The organism is Mesorhizobium sp. NPDC059054 (assembly GCF_042739215.1).
Taxonomy (GTDB): Bacteria; Pseudomonadota; Alphaproteobacteria; order Rhizobiales; family Rhizobiaceae; genus Mesorhizobium.
The window spans coordinates 261,977-288,003 of sequence record NZ_JBHYHV010000007.1; the positions used below are offsets into that span (position 1 = coordinate 261,977).

Here is a 26,027-nt window from a genome sequence, read left to right on the forward strand (position 1 = left end):
CACGGCGTGCCGCAGGGCATTCTGAACAGAAGAACCCTGCTCGGGGCGGCGATAGCCGCCCCCTTTGTCTTGTCTGTCTCCAGGCGGGCTGTTGCGGCCTCCCCAGCCCGTGTCGTTGCGCTCGATCTATTGGCCACTGAGGTTCTGTTGACGCTCGGCATAACACCGCCGGCAATCGCAAACCGTGCCCTCTACCAAAGGCTGGTGGCGGCACCTGAACTGCCGGGCACCGTCGAGGATCTGGGCCCGTTGACTGAGCCCAACGCAGAATATCTGCAGCTGCTTCGGCCCGACCTGATCGTACTTTCGGCGTGGCAGGCCGGAGCCCTTGGCCGCTTGAGCGAGATTGCCCCATTGCATGTCCTGCGCTCCCCTGCGCGCGACGTGCCAGCGGTTTCATACGCGGCAGATGTGATGCGAGAGCTCGGCAACGCGACTGGGCGTTCGACGGAAGCCAGCCAATGGATCGAGCGGACCGCATTGGCACTGGCCGACGCCAGGAAGGCGCTGGCCGACCGATCAGCCACCCCGCTCTATATCTGTCGCTTCGCCGCCAACGGCCGCAACGTCGCTGTCTTCGGCGGCAACGGCATGATCGGCGATGTGTTGCGGCAGGCCGGCCTGACCAATGCATGGCGGGGTCGTGTGAATACTTCCGGTGTCGTTTCCGTCGGCATCGAACAGCTTGCCGGCGATCCAGGTGCCCGCATCGTGCATTTCGACCGTGGCGCCGAAACGGCACAGGCGCTGAGCAGGCTTGCGCAGAGCCCGTTGTGGAACAGCTTGCCGGCCGTACGGGCCGGCAAGGTGACGGCAATGCCGGTCATCTACCCAAGCGGCGGTGTTTTCAGCGCGATCCGCTTTGCCAGTCAGTTGGTCACTTTCCTGCCCACGGAGGAAAGCCATGGCTGACCTCTCGATCGGAACAGGAAAGCGGTCTGCCGGCCTCGCCTATCACTGGGGTGCCGGCCTGCTGCTTCTGGCGCTTGCCGTCTTCGCAATCAATCTGCATGCGTTGCTGACACCGCCGGGAGATGCGCTCCGACAGGTCATGGCGGAAAACATGCTGCTGCCGCGCCTTGTGGTGGGTCTGCTTTCCGGCGCCGGACTTGGATTGGCCGGCGTGCTTTTCCAGCAGGTGCTGCGCAACCCATTGGCGGAACCGGGAACTTTGGGCGTGTTCGCGGGCGCCAAATTCGCGGTGGTCATGGCCACTCTGTGGCTACCGGGTTCCCTCGTGCTCGGCTGGGATGTCATCGCACTTGCCGGTGGCGGTGCTGCGACCGCGATCGTCCTGCTGATTGCCTGGCGTGGCGACTTCTCGCCGCTCTCGCTGATCCTGGCAGGCCTGGTGGTTTCGCTTTGTCTCGGCGCGCTGGGCTCGACGCTGATGATGGTGAATTTCGACGCCGTCAACGACCTCTATATCTGGGAAGCCGGATCGCTGGTGCAGAACAACTGGCATGTGGCGATCAACCTGGGAGCTCGGCTCGCGGTCGTCTTTGCCCTGGCGGTTTTGCTGGCTAGGCGGCTCGAGCTTCTCGATCTGGAGGATGCAGGCGCACGCAGTCTGGGCGTATCGCTGATGACCACGCGGCTTTTTGCGATAATCCTGGCCGTGGCGATCAGCGCGACAATCGCCGGCTTGGTGGGGCTTATCGGCTTCATCGGGCTCGCCGGGCCGGCAATCGCCCGCCAGGCCGGTGCGCGCAGATTGCGGGACAGACTGTGGGCCGGTCCGCTGGTCGCGGCCGCTTTGCTGACACTCACCGATCAGACACTGTTCCTCGTATCCGGCGGAATGGAAGTTCCCGCCGGCGCGGTTTGCGCTTTCCTCGCAACACCGCTGCTTTTGTGGCTCATGAGAGGCTTCAAGGGAGACCGGCACGGCGCGGTCGCCCAGACCATGACCGAGAGAACGCCCCTGGCCGACGCTGCCGTCTTTTCGCGCCTGGTATTGTGTCTCGTCCTTTTGGTTGCAGTGGCTGCAGCCGCATTAACACTCGGACGAACGCCGGACGGGTGGCATGTTGCCGTCGGCACGGACTTCACTGAACTGCTTCACTGGCGCTTGCCGCGTGTCGGGGCTGCTGCCGCCGCAGGCCTGATGTTCGCATTGGCTGGCGTGATCATGCAAAAGCTCACCGGCAACGCATTGGCCAGTCCGGAACTCCTGGGCGTCTCGTCAGGTGCCGGCCTGCTGTTGGTGGTGGCTTCCTTCCTCCTGCCTGCGGTGGACAGGGGAACGATGATGCTCCTGTCCTGCCTGGGCGCATTTGCAGCCCTGGTCATCCTGCTGTGGCTGGGGCGCCGGTCATCCTTCAAATCCGAGCACTTGCTGCTGTCCGGTGTCGCACTTGGGTCCATCATGGCGGCGATGCTCACCTATCTGACGTCGCTTGGCGATCCACGTGTCTTGCGGGTTCTGGCCTGGCTTTCCGGCTCGACGTCGTCGGTGACTCCGCGGGAAACAGCACTGATGTCGCTCGGCGCACTGGCCGCCCTGTGCATCGTGCCTTTGACGGCACGCTGGCTCTCGATCCTTCCGCTGGGCGGCCCGGTAAGCGGAAGCCTGGGCGTACCCGAGCGGCGCAGCCGGATCGCGCTTCTGTCCCTGACCGCGGTCCTGACCGGGACAGCAACCATCATAGCGGGACCATTGAGCTTCGTCGGATTGATGGCGCCGCATCTTGCGCGAATATCGGGTTTCAGGACACCGGTCGTCCAGGCGTTCGCTGCCGGCATCCTCGGTGCCATTCTGATGGTAAGCGCCGACTGGATCGGCCGCATGGTCGCCTTTCCGTGGCAGGTGCCGGCCGGGCTCGTTTCCACCATTCTTGGAGGAGCGTTCTACGCGGCGCTGCTTGGGCGCAGATGATCCCGGCACTCGCCTCCCTGTTACCGGCGAAGCTGGCCGGCATCGTCGACCCGCTCGTATTGGCAGACGATCCGAGCCCCGCGATTTCCGGTCGCGAACTCTTCGACCAGAGGCGCATCAAGCAGTGCCTCACCGCTTTCGGGCGCAACTACAAGGAGCCCGATGCACAGGCAGTGGCGACGCAATGGTCGAAATGGCACTTTTCCATTGTTCTCACACCTGTGCTGGCCCTGAACATCGTCGCCGACCGGCAGCTTCCGATCGCCCTTGACGAGATTGGTGTGCTGCTCTCACCCGACAGCCGGACACAAGGCCTCCGCCTGCCTGATTCAGGCAGCACGGTGCACTTCGACAATGCTCACCAAAGATTTGCCCGGATTGTCGAGGGCCACCTGGCACCAGTCGTCTCTGCCTTGTCTCAAGCCAGCACCCTGCCGAGCAAGGTGTTGTGGAGCAATGCCGGCAACGTCGTCGAAAATGTCGTCGCCGAATGCGCGTCATGGCTCGGAGACGAGCACCGCGGCGTTCGAGATGCGCGCGCGTTCCTGGCTTCCAGGACATGGCCCGATGGGCGCAAAAACGAACTGTTCGAGCCCATACGCTACAGCGGAACCGGCACACGCCGTCGAAGGATCTGCTGTCTGCGGTATCGAATGGACTCGCTCCCTCTTTGCAAAAGCTGCCCGCTCGATCGCATCCCGCAACGAGCCGTGAACCGTTCGTCAAACCAGGCACCGCCGGAAGTCCTGTCATGAATGCCATTTTACTCCCATCGGAGGAAACGCTCTTCACATTGGAAAGCGTGTCGTTCCGTGTCCCTGGCCGTACCTTGCTTGCGCCACTGACGACCCATTTTCAGCCTCGCTGCATCACTGGTTTGATCGGCCATAATGGCTCCGGCAAGTCGACGCTGCTGAAGCTCCTGGCCAGGCAATTGGATGCTTCCGAGGGGACTGTTCGTTTCGATGGCAAATCACTGCCTCAATGGGACGATCGCGCCTTCGCCCGGAAAGTGGCCTATCTGCCGCAGAGCACCCCTCCCGCATCGGGCATGCTGGTGCGTGAATTGGTGGCACTCGGTCGCTATCCCTGGCACGGCACGCTCGGACGTTTTGGGGCCGTCGACCGGCAGAAAGTCGACGAGGCGATGGAGTTGACCGGCGTCACGCCGCTGGCCGATCGCCTCGTCGAGACGTTGTCGGGCGGAGAGCGGCAGCGTGCCTGGCTTGCCATGCTGGTCGCGCAAGACAGCCAATGCCTGCTGCTCGATGAGCCCATCTCGGCACTCGACATCGCCCATCAGGTCGAGGTGCTCTCCATGGTGCGCAAGCTTGCGCAGACGAAGGGGCTCGGCGTCGTGGTCGTGCTCCACGACATCAATCTTGCCGCCCGCTTTTGCCACGAAATCCTGGCTCTGCATTCCGGTCGACTGCTGGCGCGCGGTACGCCCGAGACGATCATGACGCCATCTCAGCTCGAGGCGATATACGGCGTTCCGATGGACGTCATCCGACACCCGCGAACCGGGCAATTGGTAAGCGTGGCGAGTTAGAGAGATGTCCTTGGGCTTGCCGAGCGAGCTTTAAATTCAAGGCACATGACTTTCTATTCAAGTCACTTGACAATTGCTCATCATAGTTGAATCCTTCACGTGCTAAGTTTCTGACTTTGCACAAATGGGGGGAGATATGAAAACGACCAGGCGTATGTTCCTGGCCGGCGCGACCGCGCTCGGCGCAGGCTCACTCATTATTGGACCGACAGGCAAATTGGGCCGCGCTTTCGCGCAGGACGGCAAGACCTTGTCCTTCGCTGCCGCCGGTACCGTCACCAGCAGCTGGGACCCGAGCTCCCACACAGTAGCACCGCAGATCACCGCAGAAGGTTTCCTATTCGGCCATCTGACCAAATGCCCGATGACGCCCGAAAATCCGGGCGAAATCCTTCCCGACCTCGCGGTGGAATGGAAAGTGATCGACCCTTTCACCCTGGAGTACAAGCTGCGCCAGGGCGTCACCTTCCACGACGGCAAGGAATTCAAGGCCGAGGACGTCAAGGCGACCTACGAATATGCCTCGCAGCCGAGCCGGCCGGCATCGGCCTGGTATCCGGGTCAGGTCGAAGTCGAAATCGTCGACGACTACACGGTACGGCTGAAGACCGAGAAGTTCGGCTATCCTGCCCTGAACTTCTGGTACGTCTCTGCCTTCCTGCCGATCCTGTCGGCCAAGGATGTCGCCAATCCGGACGTGCTCAAGCAGCGGCCGAACGGAACCGGGGCCTTCCGCTATGAAGCGACCAAGGGCGACCAGATCATCTTCAAGGCGTTCGACAAATTCCACGAAGGCAAACCGCAGATCGAGACCGTTCTGTGGAACTACGTGCCCGACGCCAACACGCGCGTGCTTGGCCTGCTGAACGGCCAGTACCACCTGACCGAGCGTCTGGAGCCCGAGCAATATGCCTCGCTCTCCAAGGAAGCCAACATCACGACGCAGCGCGGCCTCTCCAGCGAAAACAAATATCTGCACTTCCGCTGCAACAAGCCGCCCTTCGACGATGTTCGCGTGCGCCTGGCGGCGGTCCATGCCATCGACCGCGAGCAGGTCCTGGCGGTGGTCGGCGACGCGGGACAGGCCTCGAACTGCCACATCTCGCCGGTGAAATTCGGTTACACCGACGTTGCCACCTATCCGAAATTCGATCCCGAACTCAGCCAGAAGCTTCTTGCCGAGGCCGGTTTCCCGAAAGGCCAGGGCCTGCCGGAGATCGAATACATCACCTCGGTCGGCTTCTACCCGAAGACCCGCGAATATGGCGAACTGATCACCGCGATGCTGCAGGAACAGGGCTTCCCGGTGAAGCTGACGACGCTGGAGCCGGCAGCCTGGGAAGAACAGCTCTACCGGCGCGCCGACGGCCAGGGCCCGGGCCACATCGTCGATGTCGGCTGGATCACCGGTTCGCCGGAGCCGGATCTGGTGCTGCGCCCGAACTATCTGTCGAAATTCGCGCTGATCAACGGCATCTCCGACCCCGAGATCGATGCCTCCCTCGACAAGGAGCGCAATGCCGCCTCGACCGACGAGCGGCTGAATATCCTGCAGACGGAAACCCTGCCGCTGATCGCCGCCAAGGTACCGAGCGTCTCGCTGTTCTCGTCGGTTTTCCTGCGGGCAATGTCGAAGAACCTGCAGGGCGTCTACTTCTATCCGAACGGCCCGATCGATCTCAGCAAGGCGACGCTCGCCTGAACCGACAGATGCATGCGGCACCGATGGTGCCGCACATCATCTTTGCGCGGCGCCGGAGCAATCCGGCCGCCGCCCGAGCATGATCCCGAACTGAAGGGAACAGCAAAAGCTGAGACTTTCGGATCGAGATCATGCGGCGAAACAAAGAGATAGCCTGCAATCTGAGAAAGAGTTCATGGCATTCGCGATCGAATTTTTCCTGCGGCGGATCGGCCAGGGCCTGGTCATCGTTCTTCTCGTCGCCTTCGTGATCTTCACGCTGCTGCGCATCGTCCCGGGCGATCCGATCAGAATCATCCTTGGCCCGATGACGCCGGCGAGCGTGCTCGAGGAAACGGCAAAGAACCTTGGCTTGCGTGATCCGATCCTCGTCCAGTTCGGCCGCTTCGTGACGCAGGTTGCGAGCGGCGATCTTGGACGGTCGTTCATCCGCGGCGTCCAGGGCGGCAGCACCGGCGGGTCGCAGGATAGTGCGGGTTTCGATCCCGAGAGCCGGGCCTCAGTCGCCGAACTCATCGGCACGGCCCTGCCCTACAGCCTGCAGCTTGCCGCGCTCGGCATCGCCTTCACCTTGCTGGTCTCGGTGCCGATAGGGCTTGCCGCCGGCCTGCGCAGCGGGCGCTGGCCGGATCGACTCGGCCTCTATGTCAGTTCTTTCCTGGTATCGCTGCCCAACATCTGGGTCGGCGTGGTGCTGATCTTCCTGCTCTCAGCCAAGACCGGCCTGCTGCCGGCGATCGGCTACAAGGGGTTTGCCTACACCATCATTCCGGCAATGGTTCTGGCCATCGAGCTGTCGCCCGTGCTGATCCGCGCCATCTCGGTTTCCGTCGCGGCCAATCTCGGCGAGACCTATTTCGATGTCGGTCTGGTGCGTGGACTGTCCCGACGCGCCATGATCGCCAAGCATGTGCTGCGCAATGCCGCGGTGCCACTGCTCAACCTGTTCGGCGCCCAGATGATCGGCATGTTGCTCGGCGGGCTATTCGTCGTGGAATACATCTTCAGCTATCCCGGGCTCGGCATGCTGACGATCAACGCCGTCTTCCAGCGCGATTTCCCGATCATCCAGGCCGTCGCAATCCTGGCCAGCGGCGCGCTGGTCGCCATCAACATGCTCGTCGATTTCGCTTCGACGACCATCGACCGTCGCTTGAAGTTCTGAGGCCGGCAGATGAACAGCACCACCGCACAAGCCGCCTTGCCGAAAAACCAACCTACCAGGAGCCGGGGCGTCGCCGCCCGCATCTTGCGCCGCGCTTGGAGCTATACCGAGATGCGCGTTGCCGCATCGGTGTTCCTGGCGCTTGCGCTGCTCACCTTGCTGGGTCCCTTCATCATCGATGCCTCGGCCACTAAGATGAACGTGACCGACAAGTTCCTGCCGCCGATCTTCATGGAAGGCGGCAAGCTGCCGCATTTCCTCGGCACCGACCAGCTCGGGCGTGACCTTTTGCTGCGTTCCCTGATCGGGCTGCGCAACGCCTTCACCATCGGCGTGGTCAGCGTCGTCGGCATGTTCATCATCGGCTGTGCCATCGGTATCTATGCCGGCTATCGCGGCGGCTGGGTCGACGTGATCCTGATGCGGCTGACCGACGTGCAGATGTCGATCCCGGTGGTCATCCTGGCCATCACCATCCTCGGCATGTCACGCCCCTCACCGGCATCGGTCATCGCGGTGCTGATCCTGGCGAGCTGGCCGGTCTATGCCCGCGTGTCGCGTGGCGTGACGCTGTCCGAACGGCAGAAGGAATATGTACGCGCCGCCAAGATTCTCGGTGCCAGCGACCTGCGTATCATGGTGCGCCACATCGCGCCGAACATCCTGCCACCGATCGCTTTCGTGGCGGTGCTCGACATCGCGCGCATGATGATCTTCGAAGCGATCTTCGGCTTCATCGGCATCGGCATCCAGCCGCCGACCCCGACCTTCGGCACCATCATCTCGTCCGGCACGCAATATCTGCTCAATGCGTGGTGGATCACCATCGTGCCCGGCGTGCTGCTGGCTCTTGCGCTCAGCAGCCTGAACCTGATGGGCGGCGTGCTGGAACGGGCGCGCAACCAAATCCTGCAGGGAGGCGCGTGATGGGCAAGATCATAACGCTCCCCGCGGCGACGTCCGCTGAACCGCTGATGGCGGTACGCGGCCTCTCGGTCGCCATCGACAGCGCGGTCGGCGAACGGCAGTTGCTTTCCGACATAGACCTGACGGTGAATGCCCGCTCGGTGCTGGGCATCATCGGTGAAAGCGGTTCGGGCAAGACCACCCTGTCGCGCGCGCTGGTCAACTGGATACGGCAACCGCTCAAGGTCACGGGTGGAACCGTGCACTATGGCGGCCGCGATCTTCTCGCCCTGCCGGAAGCCGAGATGGCGCGGCTAAAAGGACGCGAGATCGCCTATATCGGAGCCAATCCGACCAGCGCGCTCGATCCCACCGTACCGGTCGGCCACCAGATCCTGGAGAAGTTGCGCACCGTCTCGCCGCAGCTTTCGCGCGAGGCGGCGCGCAAGCGCGTGATCGACACGCTCGATGCCGTGCGCATTCCCTCGCCGGCTCAGCGCTTCGACGAATACCCGTTCCAGTTCAGCGGTGGCATGATGCAGCGCGCGTTGATCGTCGATGCACTGGTTTCCGACCCCAAGCTGCTCATCGCCGACAACATCACCCAGCCGCTCGACGTCACGGTGGCGGCGCAGATACTGCGCCTGCTGCGTGACCTGCAGAAGGATTTCGACACGGCGGTCGTATTCATCTCCTCGTCGCTCGGCATCGTTTCCGAGATCGCCGACGACCTGATCGTGCTCGACCGCGGGCGCATCGTCGAGCACAGCCCAGTCTCCGAGCTGCTGCAGAAGCCGCAGCACGCCTATTCCCGCGAGCTGATCGCCAAGGTGCCGAAGTTGTGGTCGATCGGCGCAACGATCCCCAAGCCGTCTTCCGCCGATGTCGTGCTCGACGTGCGCGATGTCGAAAAGACCTATGAGGTGCGCGACCGCAAGGCGATCTTTGCCCATCGCAAGGTCAAGGCCGTCCGCGGTGTGTCCTTCACCGTCCGGCGTGGCGAGAATTTCGGCATCATCGGGGAATCGGGCTGCGGCAAGTCCACGCTGTCGCGGCTGCTGAGCTGCCTCGAGGCGCCGAACAGCGGCCAGATCCTGTTCGAAGGCGAGGACATCGCCACGCTGCGCGGCATCGACCTGCTGGCGCTGCGGCGGCGCTTCCAGCTATTGCTGCAGGACCCCTATAACGCCATCGCTGCCCATTGTTCGATCGGCCGCACGATCGCCGAACCGCTGCTGATCCACGGGCTTGGCAGCCGCAGTGAGATCGAGGCCAAGGTCAAGGCGGTGATGGCCGAGGTCGGCCTGCCGGAAGCACTCTACGATCAATTGCCGGTCGGGCTCAGCGCCGGCCAGCGGCAGCGCGTCAACATCGCCCGCGCGCTGGTGCTGGAACCTGAACTGCTGATCCTCGACGAGACGCTGTCGGCACTCGACCAGGTCGAACAGGCGAAGCTGCTCGACCTGTTCGAAACGCTGCAGGCCAGACGCGGCATCACCTATGTCTACATCTCCCACGACCTCGCCATGGTACGGCGCGTCTGCGCCCGCATCGCGGTGATGTATCTCGGCCGCATCGTCGAACTGGCCGACAACGAAACCATGTTCGAACGTTCGGCTCACCCCTACACACGAGCGCTTCTCAGCGCCGTGCCGACCGTCGAGCACAAGCCGTACCGGATGCAGACCTACCTTTTGGAGGGCGAGCCGCCGGACCCGATCGACATCCCGCCGGGTTGCAGCTTCCGCACCCGCTGCCCGTTCGCCTTCGAACGCTGCGCCATCGACGATCCGGTTCGCGGTGCTGATGACATCGGCGTCAACACCAGCGCCTGCCACCTGCGCGCCGACAGCCTGCCGCCAGCAGAGGCAGCAGGCGCATCGAACGGAGCGCCTGCGTGACCCTCAGTGAAAATCAGAATGGAAACCTGCGCATGGGATCGGCAGAAGCATTTTTCCGCGACCGCCAGGCGATCTATGCCGGCTGGCGCCAGCATCTGCATCAGTTCCCGGAAGTGGCCTTCCAGGAACACAAGACCGCCGCCTATGTCGCGGAACGGCTGAGTGAAATGGGCCTCTCGGTCGAGGCTGGCCTTGCCGGAACCGGGCTTGTCGCGACGCTGGAGGGCGACGAACCCGGGCCCGTTCTCGGATTGCGCGCGGACATGGACGCGTTGCCGATCCTCGAAGAGAGCAAGCTCGCCTATCGCTCGCGCCACCAGGGCGTGAGCCACGCCTGCGGCCACGACGGCCACATGACCATGCTGCTTGCCGCGGCCGACTACCTTTCCCGCCACCGCCTCGCCGGCAGCGTGCATTTCATCTTCCAGCCGGCCGAGGAAGCCGAAGGCGGCGGCCGCAAGATGGTCGAGGAAGGGCTGTTCGAACGCTTCCCTGTCGACGCTGTGTTCGGACTGCACAACTGGCCGGGACTGCCGCTCGGCACCGTTGCGGTCAAGCCCGGCCCGATGATGGCGGCGATGGATCTTTTCACCGTCACCATCAAGGCTTCCGGCGTGCATGCGGCGCTGCCGCATCTCGGCACCGACGCCATCGTCGCGGCAGGCGCGCTGATCAGCAGCCTGCAAAGCATCACCAGTCGCGCCGTGGATGCCATGCAACCGGTCGTGGTCTCGCTGACGCAGATCCATGGCGGCAATTCGCTCAACGCCCTGCCAGGAGAAGTCGTGCTGCACGGCACCGTGAGGGCTTTCTCCGAACAAGCAAGGGCAACAGTACAGCAGCGGCTGGAACAGATCGTCAACGGCATGGCCATTGCGCATGACGTGAAGGCGGCACTCGCCTTCACGCCGAAATATCCCGCCACCATCAACGATCCCGCCGTGGCCGCAGCCGCCGCTGTCATTGCCGCCGAGACCTGGGGCGAGCAGTCTGTGATCACCGAGTTCGAGCCCAGCATGGCGTCGGAAGATTTCGCCTTCATGCTCGACGCCAAGATGGGTTGCTACGCCTGGATCGGCAACGGCAACCGCACCCCGCTGCACAATCCGGGCTTCGACTTCAACGACGCGCTCATTCCCTATGGCGCGCTCTATTGGGCCTCGCTCGTCAATTCCTGGCCAAGAACAACAATCGGAACAGCCGCGCAGGCGTGACCGCGCCTCGCGCAACAAGGAGAACAAACGGATGAGACTTGCTGGCAAAAGGGCTTTGCTGATCGGCGCCGCAACCGGCATCGGACGCGCCTGCGTCGAGGATTTCGCCCGCAATGGTGCAGCCGTCGTCGTGGCCGACATCAATGAGCCGGCGGCGGTGGAAGCGGCAGCATTGGCGCGCGCTCACGGCGCAACCGCTCACAGCGTGACCTGCGATGTGCGCGACGAGGACTCGGTGCGCAATGCAGTCGACTATGCCGAGCGCGAACTCGGCGGGCTCGACACGCTGGTCTTCCTGGCCGGATTGATGCGTACCGGCGCCATCGAAAGCGTCGAGGCGGCGACCTGGGACGCGATCTTCAACGTCAATGCGCGCGGCACCTTCCTGGCGGCCAAACATGCCGCACCGGCCATGAAGCGCGCGGGCGGCGGCAGCTTCATCACCACCTCGTCGCTCGCCGGCCTGCGCGGCGCGCCGGGCATGACCGCCTATGCAGCGGCCAAGGGTGCGGTGATTGCTTTCACCACCGCGCTCGCGCAGGAACTGGCTCCGGCCAACATCCGCGTCAACTCCGTCCTGCCGGGCTGGATCGACACCCCCTTCAACACGCCGGCTATTGATTATATGGGTGGCGTCGAGTCGCACGGAGAGGTTGTCCGCCGTATCGTGCCACTCGGAAGGCAGGGAACGCCGGCGGAAGTCTCGCCAATTTATGTGTTTCTTGCCTCCGAAGAGGCGCGCTACATTACCGCCAAATCGATGATGGTCGACGGCGGCATGGCGCACTGAGCCGGCGGCGATCTGGAGCATGACCCCGAAAAGTTGCAGACTTTTCGGAAAAGGATCATGCGACCAACAATGGAAGACCGGACCAAGGAGGTCCGATACATGATGGATGCGGCAGGGTCGGTGCTCGACCAGGAATTCGAGAACCTGTCCGACGCCCGGCGCCGGGTCGGCATCAAACTCAAGCTGGCGCGTCAGACCAAGGGCCTGACGCTGAAGGAGCTGGCCAAGCGCAGCCGCTGCTCGGAGAGCCTGCTCTCCAAAGCCGAGAATGGCAAGGCGCTGCCTTCACTGCCGCTGATCCATCGGCTGGTGCGGGTGCTGGAGACCAACATCAGCTGGCTCTTCGACGAAACCGAACCGGAAGACACGCCGGTCTTCCGCGCCGGCGAGCGGCCCGTGGTGACGCTCGACAACCGGCCGGGCGACGGTGCCGGCGTCTCGTTCGAACGCATCATCCCCTACAAGGGCGGTCACCTGCTGCAGAGCACGATCCACCACATCGATGTCGGCGGCAAAAGCGGCGAAGCCATCACCCATGAAGGCGAAGAGACCGGCTACGTGCTGCGCGGCAAGATCGACCTGAACCTCGACGGGGTCGTGCACAGCCTGCAGGCGGGCGATGCCTTCTGCTTCCGCTCGCATGTGCCGCATTCGTATCGCAACGCCGGCGACGAACCCGCCAGCATCCTGTGGACCTGTACGCCGCCGACGTTCTAAGCCCGGATCACGCGCCGACCATCAACCAGTCGAGATCGAGTTCTGGGGCGAAATCGCACAGAGCAGCCGGATCGGGAAGACCGGCACGGCCACCAGGACGGGTGCATTTCAATGCAGCAACCGTGTTCGAAAAGACGATCGCATCCGCGATCGGACGGCCATGGGCCAATGCCAGGGCGAACGCGCCGTGGAACGCATCCCCGGCGCCCGTCGTGTCGACGACATCGACGCTGGGTGGCGGTGCGTTGCGGAGCTCACCGTCTTCCAGCCAGAAGAGCCCATCCGCACCATCCGTCACCCCAACGAAGATATGGGATGGGCGACGCGCGATCCTCAACCCCTCTTCTATCGACTCTGTGCCCGTAAACTGCGTGAGGCCGGGGCGCGAAAAGATCACGTGACCAGCCGCATCCACGATCGCGGCAACTGTACCCGCAGCATGGCGCGAGATGTCGGCATCGAGCACCGAAGGGATGCCGGCAGCCTGGGCCGCGTTCAGGCCTCGCAGCGCACCTTCGGGCCAGGTCAAGTCGCACAGCACCGCGTCGCCCCAGTCCTCCGGCTCGAGCCAGTTCGCCGCCGAAGGCAATTCGGGATCCGCATAGGCGACGATCAGCCGTTCGCCGCTCGAGTCCACCAGCACGACGGCACCGGAAGATCGTATGCCCGGAAAGGCGCGCAGCCAGGCCGTGTCGACGCCGGCTGCCTCGAATTCATCCCGGATCGTGGCGCCGATATTGTCCTCGCCCGTCCGTGCCGCGATCGACGCATGCCCACCGAGCCGTGCCACCGTCACTGCCGCTGTCGCCGCAGGACCACCGCCGACTTCACGACGCCCCTTCGCATAGACCTTCGCCGCACGATCCGGGATCCGGTCGAGCGTGAGGATGGTGTCCTGCAGCGCAAGCCCGACGCAGAAGACGGAGCAGCCTTTGCGAGAACAGGTCATTGCCGATCCCTAGACAAGGCGCATACCCGTTTCGGGATGGAAAAGGTGGATCGCGTTGAGATCGACGGTGAAGCGGCGGGACGTCTCGCCGATACGGACGCTGCCGGGGCGTACGCGTGCCATGACCTCGTGTCCGCCCAGCCGAACCACGGCCATGGAGTCGGCGCCATGGTCCTCGACCAGGACGATGTCCGAGACGAAGGAGCCGGCATCCCCGGTGTCTCCAGCGAGGCTGATGTGCTCGGAACGCAGGCCGACATCGACCCGGTCGATGCCCGCGCGACGTGTCGCCTCAGCACGGCCCGCCCGCAGCGGCAGCCGATGGCCTTCGCCGAAATCCAGCACGGCGCCACTGGTATCCGTATCGATCTTCGCCGGGATAAGGCTCATGGGTGGGGAACCGATGAAGGTTGCCACGAAGCTGTTCACGGGACGCTGGTAGATCTCGTTCGGCGATCCGATCTGCTGCACCTCGCCAAGCCGCAGCACGACGATGCGGTCGGCCATGGTCATCGCCTCGGTCTGGTCGTGCGTGACGTAGATGCTTGTGGTGCCGAGCGCAGCCTGGAGCTTGCGGATCTCCATGCGCATGCCGACGCGCAGCTTGGCATCGAGATTGGATAGCGGCTCGTCGAAGAGAAAGACCTTGGGGTCGCGGATGAGCGCGCGGCCAAGCGCGACGCGCTGGCGCTGGCCGCCGGAAAGCGCCCTCGGCTTGCGGTTGAGATAGGGCTCCAGTTCGAGCATCTGAGCGACGTCGCGCACCTTGTCGTCGATCTGATCTGCCGGGAGATCGCGCATCTTGAGCGAGAAGCCCAGATTCTCCGAAACCGTCATGTGCGGATAGAGCGCATAATCCTGGAACACCATCGCCATGTCGCGGTCACGCGGCGCGACCGCGTTGAGGCTGCGGCCGTCGAGCATGATGTCGCCGCCGCTGATCTCCTCCAGCCCGGCTATCATGCGCAGCAGCGTGCTCTTGCCGCAGCCGGACGGGCCGACAAGCACGACGAACTCGCCGTCGGTGACATCCAGATCCACCGCCTTTACCGCGTCAACGGTACCGAAGCGCTTGTGCACACCTCGCAGCGTCAACTCAGTCACTTCTTCTCGCTCCCCGTTGACAACAGCCATTTTTAAAGCAGGATAATTACACTGTGTAAATATGTGATCCAGGAATGTCCGGTCGATTTGTCCCACGCAGCCGAAGAGAAACGCGAGCCAGCGTTCTCGAGAGCCTTTTGCGCTCAAAAGGCGCATTCCGAACCGGAATCGCTCGAGATTCCAACCTCACGGAAGCCAGCGTCTCGAGAATCCTCAACGAGTTGCGCAGAGAAAACCTCGTCGAGGAAAAACGCCAGCAGACCAGCAATGCAGGCGCGCCAACCGCTTTTGTTACACTAAGCAAAGATATAACCGTCCTTGGCATCGAATTGTCCAACAGCCGGCTTTCATTCGGCGTCGGCGACCTGAAGGGAACGCTGGATTACGTCGAACGCGTGCCGGCGTCGCCGCAGCTTTCCCAGCAGGACTTCGAGCGTCTCTTTGCCGAGAGTGCCGCAAATGTCCGCGAATGGGTCGGCGCGCGCGGCATCACGCTGCGCCAAGCGGCAATGTCCGTTCCGGGCTTCGGGCGCGAAGGCGGCAATCCGATCTATCCCTGGGACATGCGCCGCCTCGCGCTGTCGTTGGGCGAGGCCCTGCCGGGAGTACCACTTACATTCACCAATTCGGTGATCGCCCAGGCCGCCTTCCATCGCTACTCGCATCCGGCCGGCTATGACATTTCGGGCGACCACCTTTTTCTCTTCGCAGGACACGGCGTAGCCGGGGTCATCGTCAACGATGCAGCACCCGTCGATGCATTCTCGGCCTTCGAGATCGGCCACATGGTGATCGAGCGCGACGGGTTGCCCTGCCGCTGTGGCCACAAGGGCTGCCTGGAAGCCTATACGTCGCTGCGTGCCATTTCGCCGATCATCGGTTTGAGCGACGCGGACATCCTGACGAGGGGCGATCATTTCATGGAGGCGCTGAGTGTCGATCCGGCCGCTCGTGAAGTGCTCCGTGAGCGCCAGTTCCTGCTTGGGCTGGCGCTCGGCAACGCGCTCAACCTGCATTCCGTGCCCAAGGTCGTCATCAGCGGCTGGCCCTCGTTGATGCCAGAAGCCGATCGCGCGGCGATCGCCGACGGGCTGAACCAGAGCCTGCTCGGCGGCTATTCGCCGGAGCGTCTGGAATTGTCGTTCATCGAACCCTTGATCGGAAACGATCCGAAGGCCGCCCTGCACTATGCGGCCTACTGTTTCGTACGTGACGGTGCCCTGGACGAGAAGTCCGGCCAACGCGCCGCGCTGGAGGAGATCGCCTGAATGCAGACCCAGAAATCACCGGCCGCTGGTCGTGTCGGTGTTGTCTTCGTGGCTTCGCCACTTTTTCCGGAAGCAGCCGCGACTGAGCTGATAGAGCGCACCTCAGCACTTCTCGGCACGCAGGAGTTGGCCGGTCGATTTGTCGTCGCATCGAAACTGGCGCGCGATCGCGCAAGCTGCGCCGAAGCCTTTGCCGACCTCGACCTTGGTGAACTCGACGCCCTCGTCATCCAGCTCTCCACCTTCGCGACGGCAGAGCTGTTGCATGAAGTGCTTTCGCATCTGGGCGAGCGTCGTCTGCCGATCGCCTTGTGGGCGCTGGAAGAAACGGATCAGATCATCACCAACTCGCTGTGCGGCGCGCAGCTCTGGGCTTCGACCCTGAGCCGGTTCGGGCGCGACTTCACGCTTCTGCTCGGCAATCCCGGCGACGCCGAACTGACCAGGGATCTCGCCGCTTTTTCGGCAGCGTCCCGCGCCCACAGACGCATTCGCGGCGCCCGCATCGCCCTGATCGGCGCGCATGCCGACTGGTTCACCAATCTGGCGGTCGATCCCTGGACGATCCGCCAGCATCTGGACGTGACGATCGAGCAGATGACGCTCGTCAAATTCCTCGACGGCTGCAAGGCTGAGCCTGACGCAGAAGCAGCTGCCGGCAAGCGCTGGGCACAAGCAAGCTTCGACGGCGGTGACGACGAGACAAGCCGCACGATCCTCGGCCGCACCTATGCGCGGCTCGCGGCAGGACTGGACAAGGTCAAGGCCGATGCCATCGCGATCCGCGACTGGCCCGAGATCCTCTATGCCGAGAATTTCAAGGGAACATGGGGAGCGCTAGGCGAGCTTTCCGATCGCTCTGTACCGCTTGCACCAGAAGGCGACGTGATGGGCGCGGTGACCGCTCTGGTCGCGCGCGCTTTCGACGAAACCTCCTTGCCCTTCCTGACGGACATTTCCGGCATCGACCGCCACAACGACCGGCTGGTGCTGTGGCACTATGGCGTGAGTCCGCGCCTTGCCGACGGGCCGCGCTCACTCGACCCTGTGCTCAAGCAGGAGAGCTTCCCGCTGAAGGCTGGGCCGCTGACCTTGATACGCCTGTCGCTGCGTGCCGACGGGCAGCTGCGCATCTTCGTCAGCGAGGGTGAGATGCTGGCCCAGCAAACGCAAGCCAATCGCGCGGCAGGCTTCTTCAGGCCGGACGCCGCCGATTCCGAGACCCTGGTCCGCCACTTCATCGACGAAGGCTACGAACATCACGTCACCGCCGTTTATGGACGCTGGGCCGACGCGGTGCTGCATCTAGGCCGCCAGCTTGGCGTACAGGTCGACCATGTCTGAGCCGATGGACAGGGCAACCTTTCCGGCCGATGCGGCATACCGGCCCATCGGCCTCGGCTGGCGCGCCGCCGGTGGGTCATGGACGAATGCCGCTTTCGAACAGAGCGACGAACTCTCCGTCTCGACGACGCGCCGTGGCGACAGCTGGCACATCGTTGCAACGCATCCGCAGGCCGAGGCGATGGAGATCGTCTTCGCGCTGCCGAAGACATTCCAGGCTTTCGGCGGTGGCGAACGCTTCGAGACGTTGAACCTGCGCGGTCAGTCGGTGCGGTACTATCTCGAGAATTTCGGCCTCGGCAACGGCACCTACCTGCCGTCGCCCTGGATCGCCACCTCGCTCGGTTATGCGGTTTATCTGCCCGGCGAAGCGGCCGCGGTGTTCCATGTCGCGGCACCTTTCGACCCGAACGTACTGCGCATCCAGGTCGAGGCCAGCCGGCTCGAGCTCGAGATCGATCTCGGAACCCTGGACCAGCTCTATCTGGCGCTGATCGAACGGATCGGCCCGCCGACGATGCCGGAAGACTCCTTCTTCGGCCTATGGAAGGCAGGCGACTGGCGCATCGAAAACGCCAAGACGGTTGCAGCCGACATTGCAGGCTACCGGAACCTCTCACTGCCGATGGCCATCAAGCTAATCGATGCCTACTGGGCGAGTGAAGTCCATTCCTTCGAATTCGACACCGCGAAGTATCCCGATGCCTGGGACATGGTCGCCCGCATGGGCGCCGAGGGCACGGATATCTATCTGTGGCTTTGCCCGTGGGTGGTCGTCGGCACGAAGTCCTTCACCTATGCGAGCGCGAAAGGCTACACGATCAGGGACGCGGAAGGCACGGCCATTACCCGAAGGCCCGGCGCCAATCCCAACATCGTCGCCGCCTTGATCGACTTCTCCAATCCGGAAGCCAGCGACTGGTGGTCGGAGAATTTGCGGAAGCTGCTCAAGCGCGGCATCAAGGGTTTCAAGGCAGATTTCGGCGAGCAGCTTCCCGAACACGCGCTGCTGCATTCCGGGGAAACGGGCGGGCAGGCCCACAACGCCTTTGTCCGCTATTACCTCGAGGCGACCATCGCGGCCTTCGACGGCGCAACCCCGGCGATCATCAGCCGCTCGGGCTCTCCGCGCATTCGCGCACCGATCTGGAGCGGCGACCAGACCTCCGACTTCTGCAGCAAGACCGGCCTGCCCTCGGCAGTCCGCGCCGCGCAAAGCGCCGCCTTCGCGGGCTGGTCGTTTGTCGGCAGCGATCTCGGCGGCTATTTCGGCACGCCGACCGCACAGGTCTTCGCGCGGTGGGCGCAGTTTTCCTGTTTCACGCCGTTGATGATGCTGCATGGACTGGGCTGCCGTGAGCCTTGGGACATGGATGCCGCATCTGTCATGGTCTACGATGACTATGCCCGCCTGCACCTGGCATTGTTGCCGGTGTTCCAACGTGATGGGCACACGGCTGCGAGCGGTGGCCTGCCGCTGCTGCGCATGATGCCGCTGGCCTTCCCGGAGGTGGACTGGTCGGCGATCAACGACTGGGATCAGCAATACATGCTGGGCGACGACATCCTGGTGGCGCCGGTCGCCTTCTACGGCAATACGCGGGCGGTCTACCTGCCCGAAGGGGAATGGTTCGACGTGCTTTCCGGCACCTATGTCGACGGAGCGACCTGGCGTATCCACGACGTCCCTCTCGACAGGATGCCGATCTTCATACGCAAGGGTGCCCGCCTTTTGCTGGCGCTCGACACCCAGGCGCGGCATGCGGTCGAAATCGTGTTCGCCGCAGACGCATCGAACGCGCCACGGGGCCAGGATGGCTGGTCCGTTCAGGCGGTCGGCATCGTGAAAGGTGCCGACAAGGGTGCGGCATCGGCATCCGAACTGGCCGCATTCTCGAAGTGGTTCGGCGCGGAAATCGAATGGAAGAGCGTCATGACTTAATCCGGCACCGTGAAGCCTTGGGAGAAGGTTCGCGGGCGGACAAGTGGAGGAGAAAACATGAGGAATTTGCTGAAGAGCAGCGCCATGGCCGCCGCGATCATGGCCGGGACGGGAACGGCACCCGGCTGGGCTGACAATCTGGTGCTCTGGGTGAACGCTCCGCTGGCGTCCGGTCCGGATGCACCGCTCTATGCCGAACTCAAGAAGTTCGAAGCGGAAACCGGCAACAAGGTCGAAGTGCAGGCTGTTCCGCATATGGAAATGGAGCGTAACCTGTTCGTTGCCATGTCCGGCGGCGCCGGGCCCGACGTCATGGCCCTGGACATCGCCTGGGTGGCCGGCCTTGCCGACGCGGGACTGCTGATGGACATCACCGAGCAGTCCGCGCCGCTCGCTGCGCAGTACCAGCCCGGTCCTTTGGCCGGTGGTCGCTACCAGGGCAAGCAGTATGCCCTGCCGCTCTACACCAACAACACAGCCCTGATCGTCAATGACAAGATGCTGGCTCAGGCCGGTATCGACAAGGCTCCGGCCACCTGGGAAGAGTTGCACGCGGCAGCCGTGGCGATGACCAACGCTGAAAAAGGCACCTACGGCATCAGCTTCGGCTCGAATCGCATGGGGGCCTTCCAGCTCTATCCATTCATCTGGCAGGCCGGTGGCGAGATCATCGACGACAAAGGCAAATCGCATGTCACCGATCCGGAAGCGATCGCGGCGGTCGACTTCCTTGCCAAGCTCTACACCCAGGACAAGGCGATGCCTGAGTCTGTGCTGACAGCCGGCAACTGGGATGAGGTTCATGCCCCCTTCATTCAGGAGCGTGCTGGCATGGTGATCAGTGGCGACTGGGCGATCTCCGCCATCAGGAAGAACGCGCCGAACCTAACCTTCTCGATCCATCCCCTGCCCAAGGGCAAGCAAGCGGCCACCGTCATCGGCGGCTACAATCTCGCCATCCGCCAGGGTACCGCCTCGCCCAAGGCAGCGTTTCAACTGGTCGAATGGCTCACCGGGGAACGCAGCATCGAACTGATGGGCAAGTATGAGCGCCTGTCGGCAACCGCGGCGGCAACGACACCCGAAGCCATCGCCAAGCTGCCCAAGGAGATGCAACCCTTCATGGCACAGGCCGGTGCGGGCCATCCCCGTCCCGTCGTGGCGTCCTGGAGCGAGATGCACGGCGTGTTCGGCAATATGTGGGATGCCGTCATCCGCGGAAAGCCGGCGGCAGAAGCCCTGGCGGAGGCCAATGCCGAAGTCGAGAACCTGCTGGCCAAATAAATGACGACGCGCATCCGAGAAACGACGAGACTGAAACCGCACTGGTCCTCGATCTTCGAGAACGGCACGGGTGCGCGTCTCTACCCCTATCTTCTGGTCATGCCCGCCATCCTGATCGCGATCGGCGTGGTGGTGTATCCGGTGGTGTCCGGCATCAGCTCGGCCTTCTATGACGTGACCCTGCGCACCCTGAACAGCGGCGACATGCCTTTCGTCGGGATGCGCAACTTCGAACGGGTCTTCGCCGATCCGAATTTCATGCGCGCTTCGCTCAACACCATGATCTGGGTGGTGCTCAATGTCGTGGCGCAGCTCGGCCTCGGCCTCGCGCTGGCCCTGCTGCTGCACCGCATCGTGCCGGGCATCGGCTTCTTCCGCTCGGGCATACTGGTGCCATGGGTGGTGCCAAGCGTCGTCGCAGTTCTCACATGGCGCTGGATGTACGATCCGAGCGTCGGCATCGTGAACGAGATGCTGGTACGGCTTGGCGTGATCAATGACTACCACCCCTGGCTGGGCGACACGGCCACAGCGCTTTACGCAGTGACAGTGGAGAGCATCTGGAAAGGCACGCCGTTCGTGATGCTGCTCCTGCTGGCAGCCTTGCAACTCGTGCCCAAATCCATCCTGGAAGCGGCATCGATGGACGGCGCTTCCGGCTGGCGGATGCTGTGGCATGTCATCCTGCCGCAGATCCGCGTCTCCTTCGCCATCGCCGCGGTGCTGACCTTCATCCTCACGGTGAACAACTTCAACGCGATCTGGCTGATGACCGAAGGCGGGCCGCTCAATTCATCCGAGATCCTGTTCACGCTGGCCTACAAATACGGCTTCCAGCGTTTCGACCTCGGCAGGGCGTCAGCCGTCGCGACGATGCTGTTCGTCGGGCTGGTGATCGCCACCACGATCTACCTGAAACTCATCCAGGCCAAGGAAGCCGACTGAGATGTCGACATCCTCCCCAACACGCGAAACGATACGCGAGCGTTCCACTGCACCGCTCCGGCGCAGGCGCACGCCCAAACCCTTGCGCATGGCACTGCTCTATGCCGGCCTTTGGGCCGCCTTCATCTGGTGCGTGTTCCCCTTCTACTGGATGATCGCGACATCGTTGCGCGCAAAAGACGAGATCTTCGCGCGGCCACCGTCGATCGTGCCGCACGCCATCACCCTGCAGAACTATGTCGACCTGCTTGTTGGCGCGCAGTTCTGGCGCTTTGCGCTGAACAGCCTGTTCCTGACGCTCAGCGTCACCGTCATCAGCGTGCTGCTGTCGGTCACCGCCGGCTACGCCATGGCGCGCCACCGCTTCAAAGGCTCGGTGATGCTGCCGCTGTTCATGCTCTACGGCCAGATGTTCCCGCCGGTGCTGTTGCTGATCCCGTTCTACATCCAGCTCAAATTCCTGGGCTGGCTGGATAGCCTCTACGGCCTGATCCCGGTCTATCTGAGCTACATGTTGCCGCTGTGCGTCTGGCTCATGCGCGGGTTCTTCGCCCAGGTGCCGCATTCGCTGGAAGATGCCGCGCGGCTGGATGGCTGCACGCGCTGGCAGGCGTTCTGGCGCGTCATCCTGCCGATGGCACGGCCGGGCATCGTCGCTGTTGCCACCTGGGTGATGATCCACACCTGGAATGAGTTCCTCTACGCCTCCACCTTCATCCTTTCGGAAAAGAACCGCACGCTACCGCTGGGTCTCTCGGGGCTGATCGGCCAGTACACGACCGACTGGGGCATGCTGATGGCCGGCGGCGTGGTGACGGCGGCACCCATCCTGCTGATTTTCTTTTTCCTTCAAAAGCACCTCGTCGCCGGCGTCGGCGGCGGTGCGGTGAAGGGCTGATCCCGGAAAGGCACCGACCGATGATCACGATCAAAAGCGTGCAGGCTTTTGCGCTGTCCTGCCCGACACCGGGCGGAGCGACCTTCGCCGTCGGCCGTTCGGCCAAACGCGACATGGTGCTGGTGCGCATCGAGACTCGGGACGGCATTGTCGGTTACGGTGAGGCGCATCACGCCCAGACGCCCAGCACGATCGCGGCCTTCATCAACGATGCGCTCGGCCCCTCCATCGTCGGCCTGGACGCCCACGAGACCGAGGCGATCTGGGACAGGAGCTATCGCCGCTTCATCGCCACGCATGGCCCCGGTGCCGCCGCCGTGATCGGTCTCTCGGGCATCGACCTCGCGCTGTGGGACATCAAGGGCAAGGATCTCGGCCAGCCGGTCTACAGGCTGCTTGGCGGCACGCGGCGACCGATCCCGGCCTATGCCGGCGGGATCAGCCTCGGCTTCCAGCCGGTCGAGGAGCTTACAGCGGAAATCGAGCGTTACATCGCCCAGGGCTACAACTTCATGAAGCTGCGTGTCGGCGACACGCTGGAAAAGGATCTGGAGCGTGTCGCCAGCGTGCGCGCGGTATTCGGAGACAAGATCGTGCTGGCAGCCGATGCCGGCACCCGCTACCGCACAGCGGATGTCCACCGCATCGCCGAGATCTGCGAAGTCGGCAGGCTGGCATGGCTGGAGGAGCCCTTCACGCCCGACAACTTGCCCGGCTACCGCCGCCTGCGCGACGTCACCTCGACGCCACTCGCTGCCGGCGAAAACCATTTCACCCGGCACGAGTTGCGGGCGCTGATCAGCGAGCAGCTGATACAGTTCGTGCAGGCGGATTGCTGCAAGACCGGCGGCATCACCGAAATCCTCAAGATCGCCGCGCTCGCCGGCGCCTGGCACCTGCAGTTCGCGCCGCATACCAGCGCCTCGGTGCTGAGCACCGCAGCGTCGACCCATGTCCTGTCCGTTGCCCCCAACGCTTTCATCTACGAAGCCGACGTCTCGGCAATCAACGCGTTCAGGGATGAGCTCGGCAGCCCGATTGAAGTCATCGATGGCATGATCAGCGCACCGGAAGGCCCAGGACTCGGCGTCGAGATCGACGAGAGCCTGATCGGGAAATATCCGTTCATCCCCGGCGCGTCCTATCAATAGGGAGGCAGATGATGGCTCTGAACTTCCAAGCCGGAGCATCCGCATGACACGCCGCGCCTCGCGCTGGGCCGACCTTTCACGCCCGGATTTTGCAGCCTTGGACCGCGCACGCACGATCTGTGTCCTGCCTATCGGCGCCATCGAACAGCACGGTCCTCATCTGCCGGTTTCGGTCGACCGCGATCTCGCCGAGGCGGTGCTGGAACGGACCCTTGCCCGGATGGATGACGGCCCCTCGATCCTGACCCTGCCCGGTTTTGCCTACGGCAAGAGCAATGAGCATGGCACGATTGCCGGAACGCTTTCGCTGTCGGCCGCAACCTTGCTCGCGATATTGGGCGATCTCGCCCACAGTCTGGCGAAAACGGGGTTCCGCAGGCTTGTCCTGCTCAACGCTCATGGCGGCAACACGCCGGTACTCGAAATTGCTGCGCGCGACCTCAAGATCGTCCATGGGCTCAGGATCGCCACCTGCCACTGGTACAATTTCAACGAGGCCGAACGGCACGGCGATGCGCGCGAAAACGCCTTCGGTATCCATGCCGGCCTCATCGAGACAAGTGCCATGCTGGCACTGAAACCGGCGCTCGTCGCAATGGATCAGGCGGACGACTTCGCCAACCAGGCGGAGACCTGGCAGCAGGACTTTACGCATATCGGCTTTTCGCCGGGCCGCGCCCGGCCTGCCTGGACGATCGACGATCTCAGCGCTTCCGGCGCGTGCGGCAACGCCGCCGCGGCGACGCCGGAGATCGGACAGCAACTCCTGGAAACGGCGGCCCGCAACTTCGCGCGTTTCCTCGGTGAATTCGAGCGCTTCTGCGACCAGCAAGATCAACGGGACCGCGCGCACTGAAAAGCAGCGGGAAGAAACATGTCCATCTCGGGAAAGAACGACATCGACTGGAAAGCCTTTGCCAAGGCGCTGGGCGATGTCGAAACCATCGACACGCCGTCGGTGGTGAAGAAGCGCTCGCGCGACTTCTTCTGGTACAGCCCGATCCTCAGCCGCGAGCTGTCGTCGTGCTTCGGCGATCTGGTGGCGGTGCCCAAATCGATGGAAGAGCTGTCGAAATGCCTCGCCACCGCCTTCGACTGGAACGTACCGATCGTGCTGAGAGGCGGCGGCACCGGCAACTATGGCCAGGCCGTCCCGATGCAAGGCGGGCTCATCATTGACATGACCAGCCTGAACCGCATCTTCGAAATCGGAAGCGACACAGTTCACGTGGAAGCCGGTGCCAGGATCGGCGCCATCAACGAGGCACTGGCCGAGAAAAGCCAGGAGCTGCCGCTATTCCCTTCGACCGAAGCGATCGCGACGATCGGCGGCTTCATAGCCGGCGGCTCGGGCGGGATCGGCTCGATCCGTCACGGCATGCTGCGCGACGGCAAGAACATCGAGCGCATCGCGGCTCTCTCCGTCGAGCGAGAGCCAAAGCGTCACGAATTCACCGGCAAGGACATCTCGGCGATCCACCATGCTTGGGGCCTGAACGGCGTCATCACCGACCTCGTTCTGGGCACGGTGCCTTCCGCACGGTGGATCAACATCATCGCCTCATTCGACACTTACAGGCACGCCTTCGAGGCCGGGATCGCATTGGGTTCGGCGCGGCAGATCGACCTGAAGCTGCTGACCACGATCGACAGGCGGATCGCCGCATCGATCACGAAACTCGGCGATATCGCGACACGCCGACGCGACCTGCTGCTCGTCATGGTGGCCGAGGCGCATGCCGGCGAGGCGTTGCGCCTGATATCGCAGCATGGCGGTATCAAGGAGATCGAACTCGACAATGCGGCGTTGAAAGCTTCGGATCTGCCGGCGCTTTCTGAATTCTCCTACAACCATACGACTCTGCAGGTGCTGAAGCAGGATCGCAGCGTTACCAATCTGCAGGTGACCTTCCGGCCTCCGCTCGACGGCGCCAAGATCGACGAGTTGCAGCCTATACTGGGTGACGAGGTGCTCATGCATCACGAGTTCGCCCTGCTCAACGACCAGCTCGTGGCCTTCGATCTACCGGTGGTGCGCTACACGACCGACGAGCGCCTGTTCGAGCTTGCAAAGATCTACGACGACCACGGCTGCCCGACCTCCAACCCGCACGTTCCCTATGTTGAAGGCGGGTCCATGAAACCGGATTTTCGCCACCTCGCCTGGAAGAAGCGGCTCGACCCTCAGGGGCTACTGAACTCGGCGAAATCACGGCTCTGGGATAAGGTGAAGCATCTCCCGGTCGACGAGATCGAACATTTGTCGAGCCACGAACTGGCACGGAAGGCATCTTGAGATAGGTCTCGCCACCCGAGA

22 protein-coding genes are annotated in these 26,027 nt (G+C 63.3%); 20 read left to right on the forward strand and 2 right to left on the reverse strand.

Translation table 11 applies throughout. The features are described 5' to 3' along the window. Positions 1-6 precede the first annotated feature (6 nt). The 11 genes from ACFWXH_RS27755 to ACFWXH_RS27805 all read left to right on the forward strand — a co-directional run bounded on the left by ACFWXH_RS27755 (position 7) and on the right by ACFWXH_RS27805 (position 12,825). Positions 7-912: an ABC transporter substrate-binding protein gene (locus ACFWXH_RS27755; RefSeq protein ID WP_379124658.1), complete on the forward strand. Its 906-nt coding sequence runs from the start codon at positions 7-9 to the stop codon at positions 910-912. Further along, positions 905-2,878, forward strand: a complete 1,974-nt coding sequence (gene fhuB, locus ACFWXH_RS27760) for a Fe(3+)-hydroxamate ABC transporter permease FhuB (RefSeq protein WP_379124659.1) — start codon at positions 905-907, stop codon at positions 2,876-2,878. The genes ACFWXH_RS27755 and fhuB overlap by 8 nt, the downstream gene beginning before the upstream one ends. Beyond that, the gene (gene fhuF, locus ACFWXH_RS27765) at positions 2,875-3,633 is read left to right on the forward strand and encodes a siderophore-iron reductase FhuF (RefSeq protein ID WP_379124660.1); all 759 of its coding nucleotides are present in this window, start codon (positions 2,875-2,877) and stop codon (positions 3,631-3,633) included. The genes fhuB and fhuF overlap by 4 nt, the downstream gene beginning before the upstream one ends. Beyond that, positions 3,630-4,430, forward strand: coding sequence for an ATP-binding cassette domain-containing protein (locus ACFWXH_RS27770; RefSeq protein WP_379124661.1), 801 nt, complete (start codon positions 3,630-3,632; stop codon positions 4,428-4,430). The genes fhuF and ACFWXH_RS27770 overlap by 4 nt, the downstream gene beginning before the upstream one ends. Before the next feature lie 136 nt (positions 4,431-4,566). Next, entirely contained in the window at positions 4,567-6,132 is a 1,566-nt protein-coding gene (locus ACFWXH_RS27775) for an ABC transporter substrate-binding protein (protein WP_379124663.1), read from the forward strand. Between the two features lie 175 nt (positions 6,133-6,307). Continuing rightward, positions 6,308-7,297 (forward strand): ABC transporter permease, encoded by a 990-nt coding sequence (locus tag ACFWXH_RS27780; protein WP_379124664.1) that lies wholly within the window; start codon positions 6,308-6,310, stop codon positions 7,295-7,297. 9 nt (positions 7,298-7,306) lie between these two features. After that, positions 7,307-8,224, forward strand: coding sequence for an ABC transporter permease (locus ACFWXH_RS27785; RefSeq protein WP_379124665.1), 918 nt, complete (start codon positions 7,307-7,309; stop codon positions 8,222-8,224). Continuing rightward, on the forward strand, positions 8,224-10,104 hold the full coding sequence (locus ACFWXH_RS27790; protein ID WP_379124666.1) for a dipeptide ABC transporter ATP-binding protein: 1,881 nt from the start codon (positions 8,224-8,226) through the stop codon (positions 10,102-10,104). Before ACFWXH_RS27785 ends, ACFWXH_RS27790 begins: the two co-directional genes overlap by 1 nt. 32 nt (positions 10,105-10,136) lie before the next feature. Beyond that, positions 10,137-11,318, forward strand: coding sequence for a M20 aminoacylase family protein (locus tag ACFWXH_RS27795; RefSeq protein WP_379124667.1), 1,182 nt, complete (start codon positions 10,137-10,139; stop codon positions 11,316-11,318). A gap of 31 nt (positions 11,319-11,349) precedes the next feature. Beyond that, positions 11,350-12,108, forward strand: coding sequence for an SDR family NAD(P)-dependent oxidoreductase (locus tag ACFWXH_RS27800; protein ID WP_379124668.1), 759 nt, complete (start codon positions 11,350-11,352; stop codon positions 12,106-12,108). 57 nt (positions 12,109-12,165) lie between these two features. After that, positions 12,166-12,825 carry a cupin domain-containing protein gene (locus ACFWXH_RS27805; RefSeq protein WP_379124669.1) on the forward strand — a complete coding sequence of 220 codons (660 nt, stop codon included), beginning with the start codon at positions 12,166-12,168 and terminating at the stop codon, positions 12,823-12,825. Positions 12,826-12,832: 7 nt separating this feature from the next. Here the strand turns inward: ACFWXH_RS27805 and ACFWXH_RS27810 are convergent, their stop codons facing one another. Together ACFWXH_RS27810 and ACFWXH_RS27815 are read right to left on the reverse strand one after the other, a co-directional pair. After that, a complete protein-coding gene (locus ACFWXH_RS27810) occupies positions 12,833-13,774 on the reverse strand; it encodes a PfkB family carbohydrate kinase (protein WP_379124670.1) in 942 nt (313 codons plus the stop codon). Between the two features lie 9 nt (positions 13,775-13,783). Next, positions 13,784-14,878 carry an ABC transporter ATP-binding protein gene (locus ACFWXH_RS27815; protein WP_379124671.1) on the reverse strand — a complete coding sequence of 365 codons (1,095 nt, stop codon included), beginning with the start codon at positions 14,876-14,878 and terminating at the stop codon, positions 13,784-13,786. A gap of 221 nt (positions 14,879-15,099) precedes the next feature. Here ACFWXH_RS27815 and ACFWXH_RS27820 point away from each other — a divergent pair, with 221 nt between their 5' ends. Genes ACFWXH_RS27820 through ACFWXH_RS27860 form a run of 9 tightly spaced genes read left to right on the forward strand, consistent with a single transcriptional unit; the run spans position 15,100 to position 26,006 of the window. Next, entirely contained in the window at positions 15,100-16,146 is a 1,047-nt protein-coding gene (locus ACFWXH_RS27820) for an ROK family protein (RefSeq protein ID WP_379124672.1), read from the forward strand. Continuing rightward, a complete protein-coding gene (locus ACFWXH_RS27825) occupies positions 16,147-17,490 on the forward strand; it encodes a hypothetical protein (RefSeq protein ID WP_379124673.1) in 1,344 nt (447 codons plus the stop codon). It begins immediately after the preceding gene. Further along, on the forward strand, positions 17,483-19,432 hold the full coding sequence (locus ACFWXH_RS27830; RefSeq protein ID WP_379124674.1) for a TIM-barrel domain-containing protein: 1,950 nt from the start codon (positions 17,483-17,485) through the stop codon (positions 19,430-19,432). The genes ACFWXH_RS27825 and ACFWXH_RS27830 overlap by 8 nt, the downstream gene beginning before the upstream one ends. A 57-nt stretch (positions 19,433-19,489) precedes the next feature. Continuing rightward, complete coding sequence (locus tag ACFWXH_RS27835; RefSeq protein WP_379124675.1) at positions 19,490-20,716, forward strand: ABC transporter substrate-binding protein; 1,227 nt, start codon at positions 19,490-19,492, stop codon at positions 20,714-20,716. Then, positions 20,717-21,661, forward strand: a complete 945-nt coding sequence (locus ACFWXH_RS27840) for a carbohydrate ABC transporter permease (RefSeq protein ID WP_379124676.1) — start codon at positions 20,717-20,719, stop codon at positions 21,659-21,661. A 1-nt stretch (position 21,662) separates the two neighbouring features. Then, complete coding sequence (locus ACFWXH_RS27845) at positions 21,663-22,559, forward strand: carbohydrate ABC transporter permease (RefSeq protein WP_379124677.1); 897 nt, start codon at positions 21,663-21,665, stop codon at positions 22,557-22,559. 20 nt (positions 22,560-22,579) lie between these two features. Continuing rightward, the gene (locus ACFWXH_RS27850; protein WP_379124678.1) at positions 22,580-23,710 is read left to right on the forward strand and encodes a mandelate racemase/muconate lactonizing enzyme family protein; all 1,131 of its coding nucleotides are present in this window, start codon (positions 22,580-22,582) and stop codon (positions 23,708-23,710) included. Positions 23,711-23,753: 43 nt separating this feature from the next. Then, positions 23,754-24,566, forward strand: a complete 813-nt coding sequence (locus tag ACFWXH_RS27855) for a creatininase family protein (protein ID WP_379124679.1) — start codon at positions 23,754-23,756, stop codon at positions 24,564-24,566. Between the two features lie 18 nt (positions 24,567-24,584). Then, positions 24,585-26,006: an FAD-binding oxidoreductase gene (locus tag ACFWXH_RS27860; RefSeq protein WP_379124680.1), complete on the forward strand. Its 1,422-nt coding sequence runs from the start codon at positions 24,585-24,587 to the stop codon at positions 26,004-26,006. Positions 26,007-26,027 lie beyond the last annotated feature (21 nt).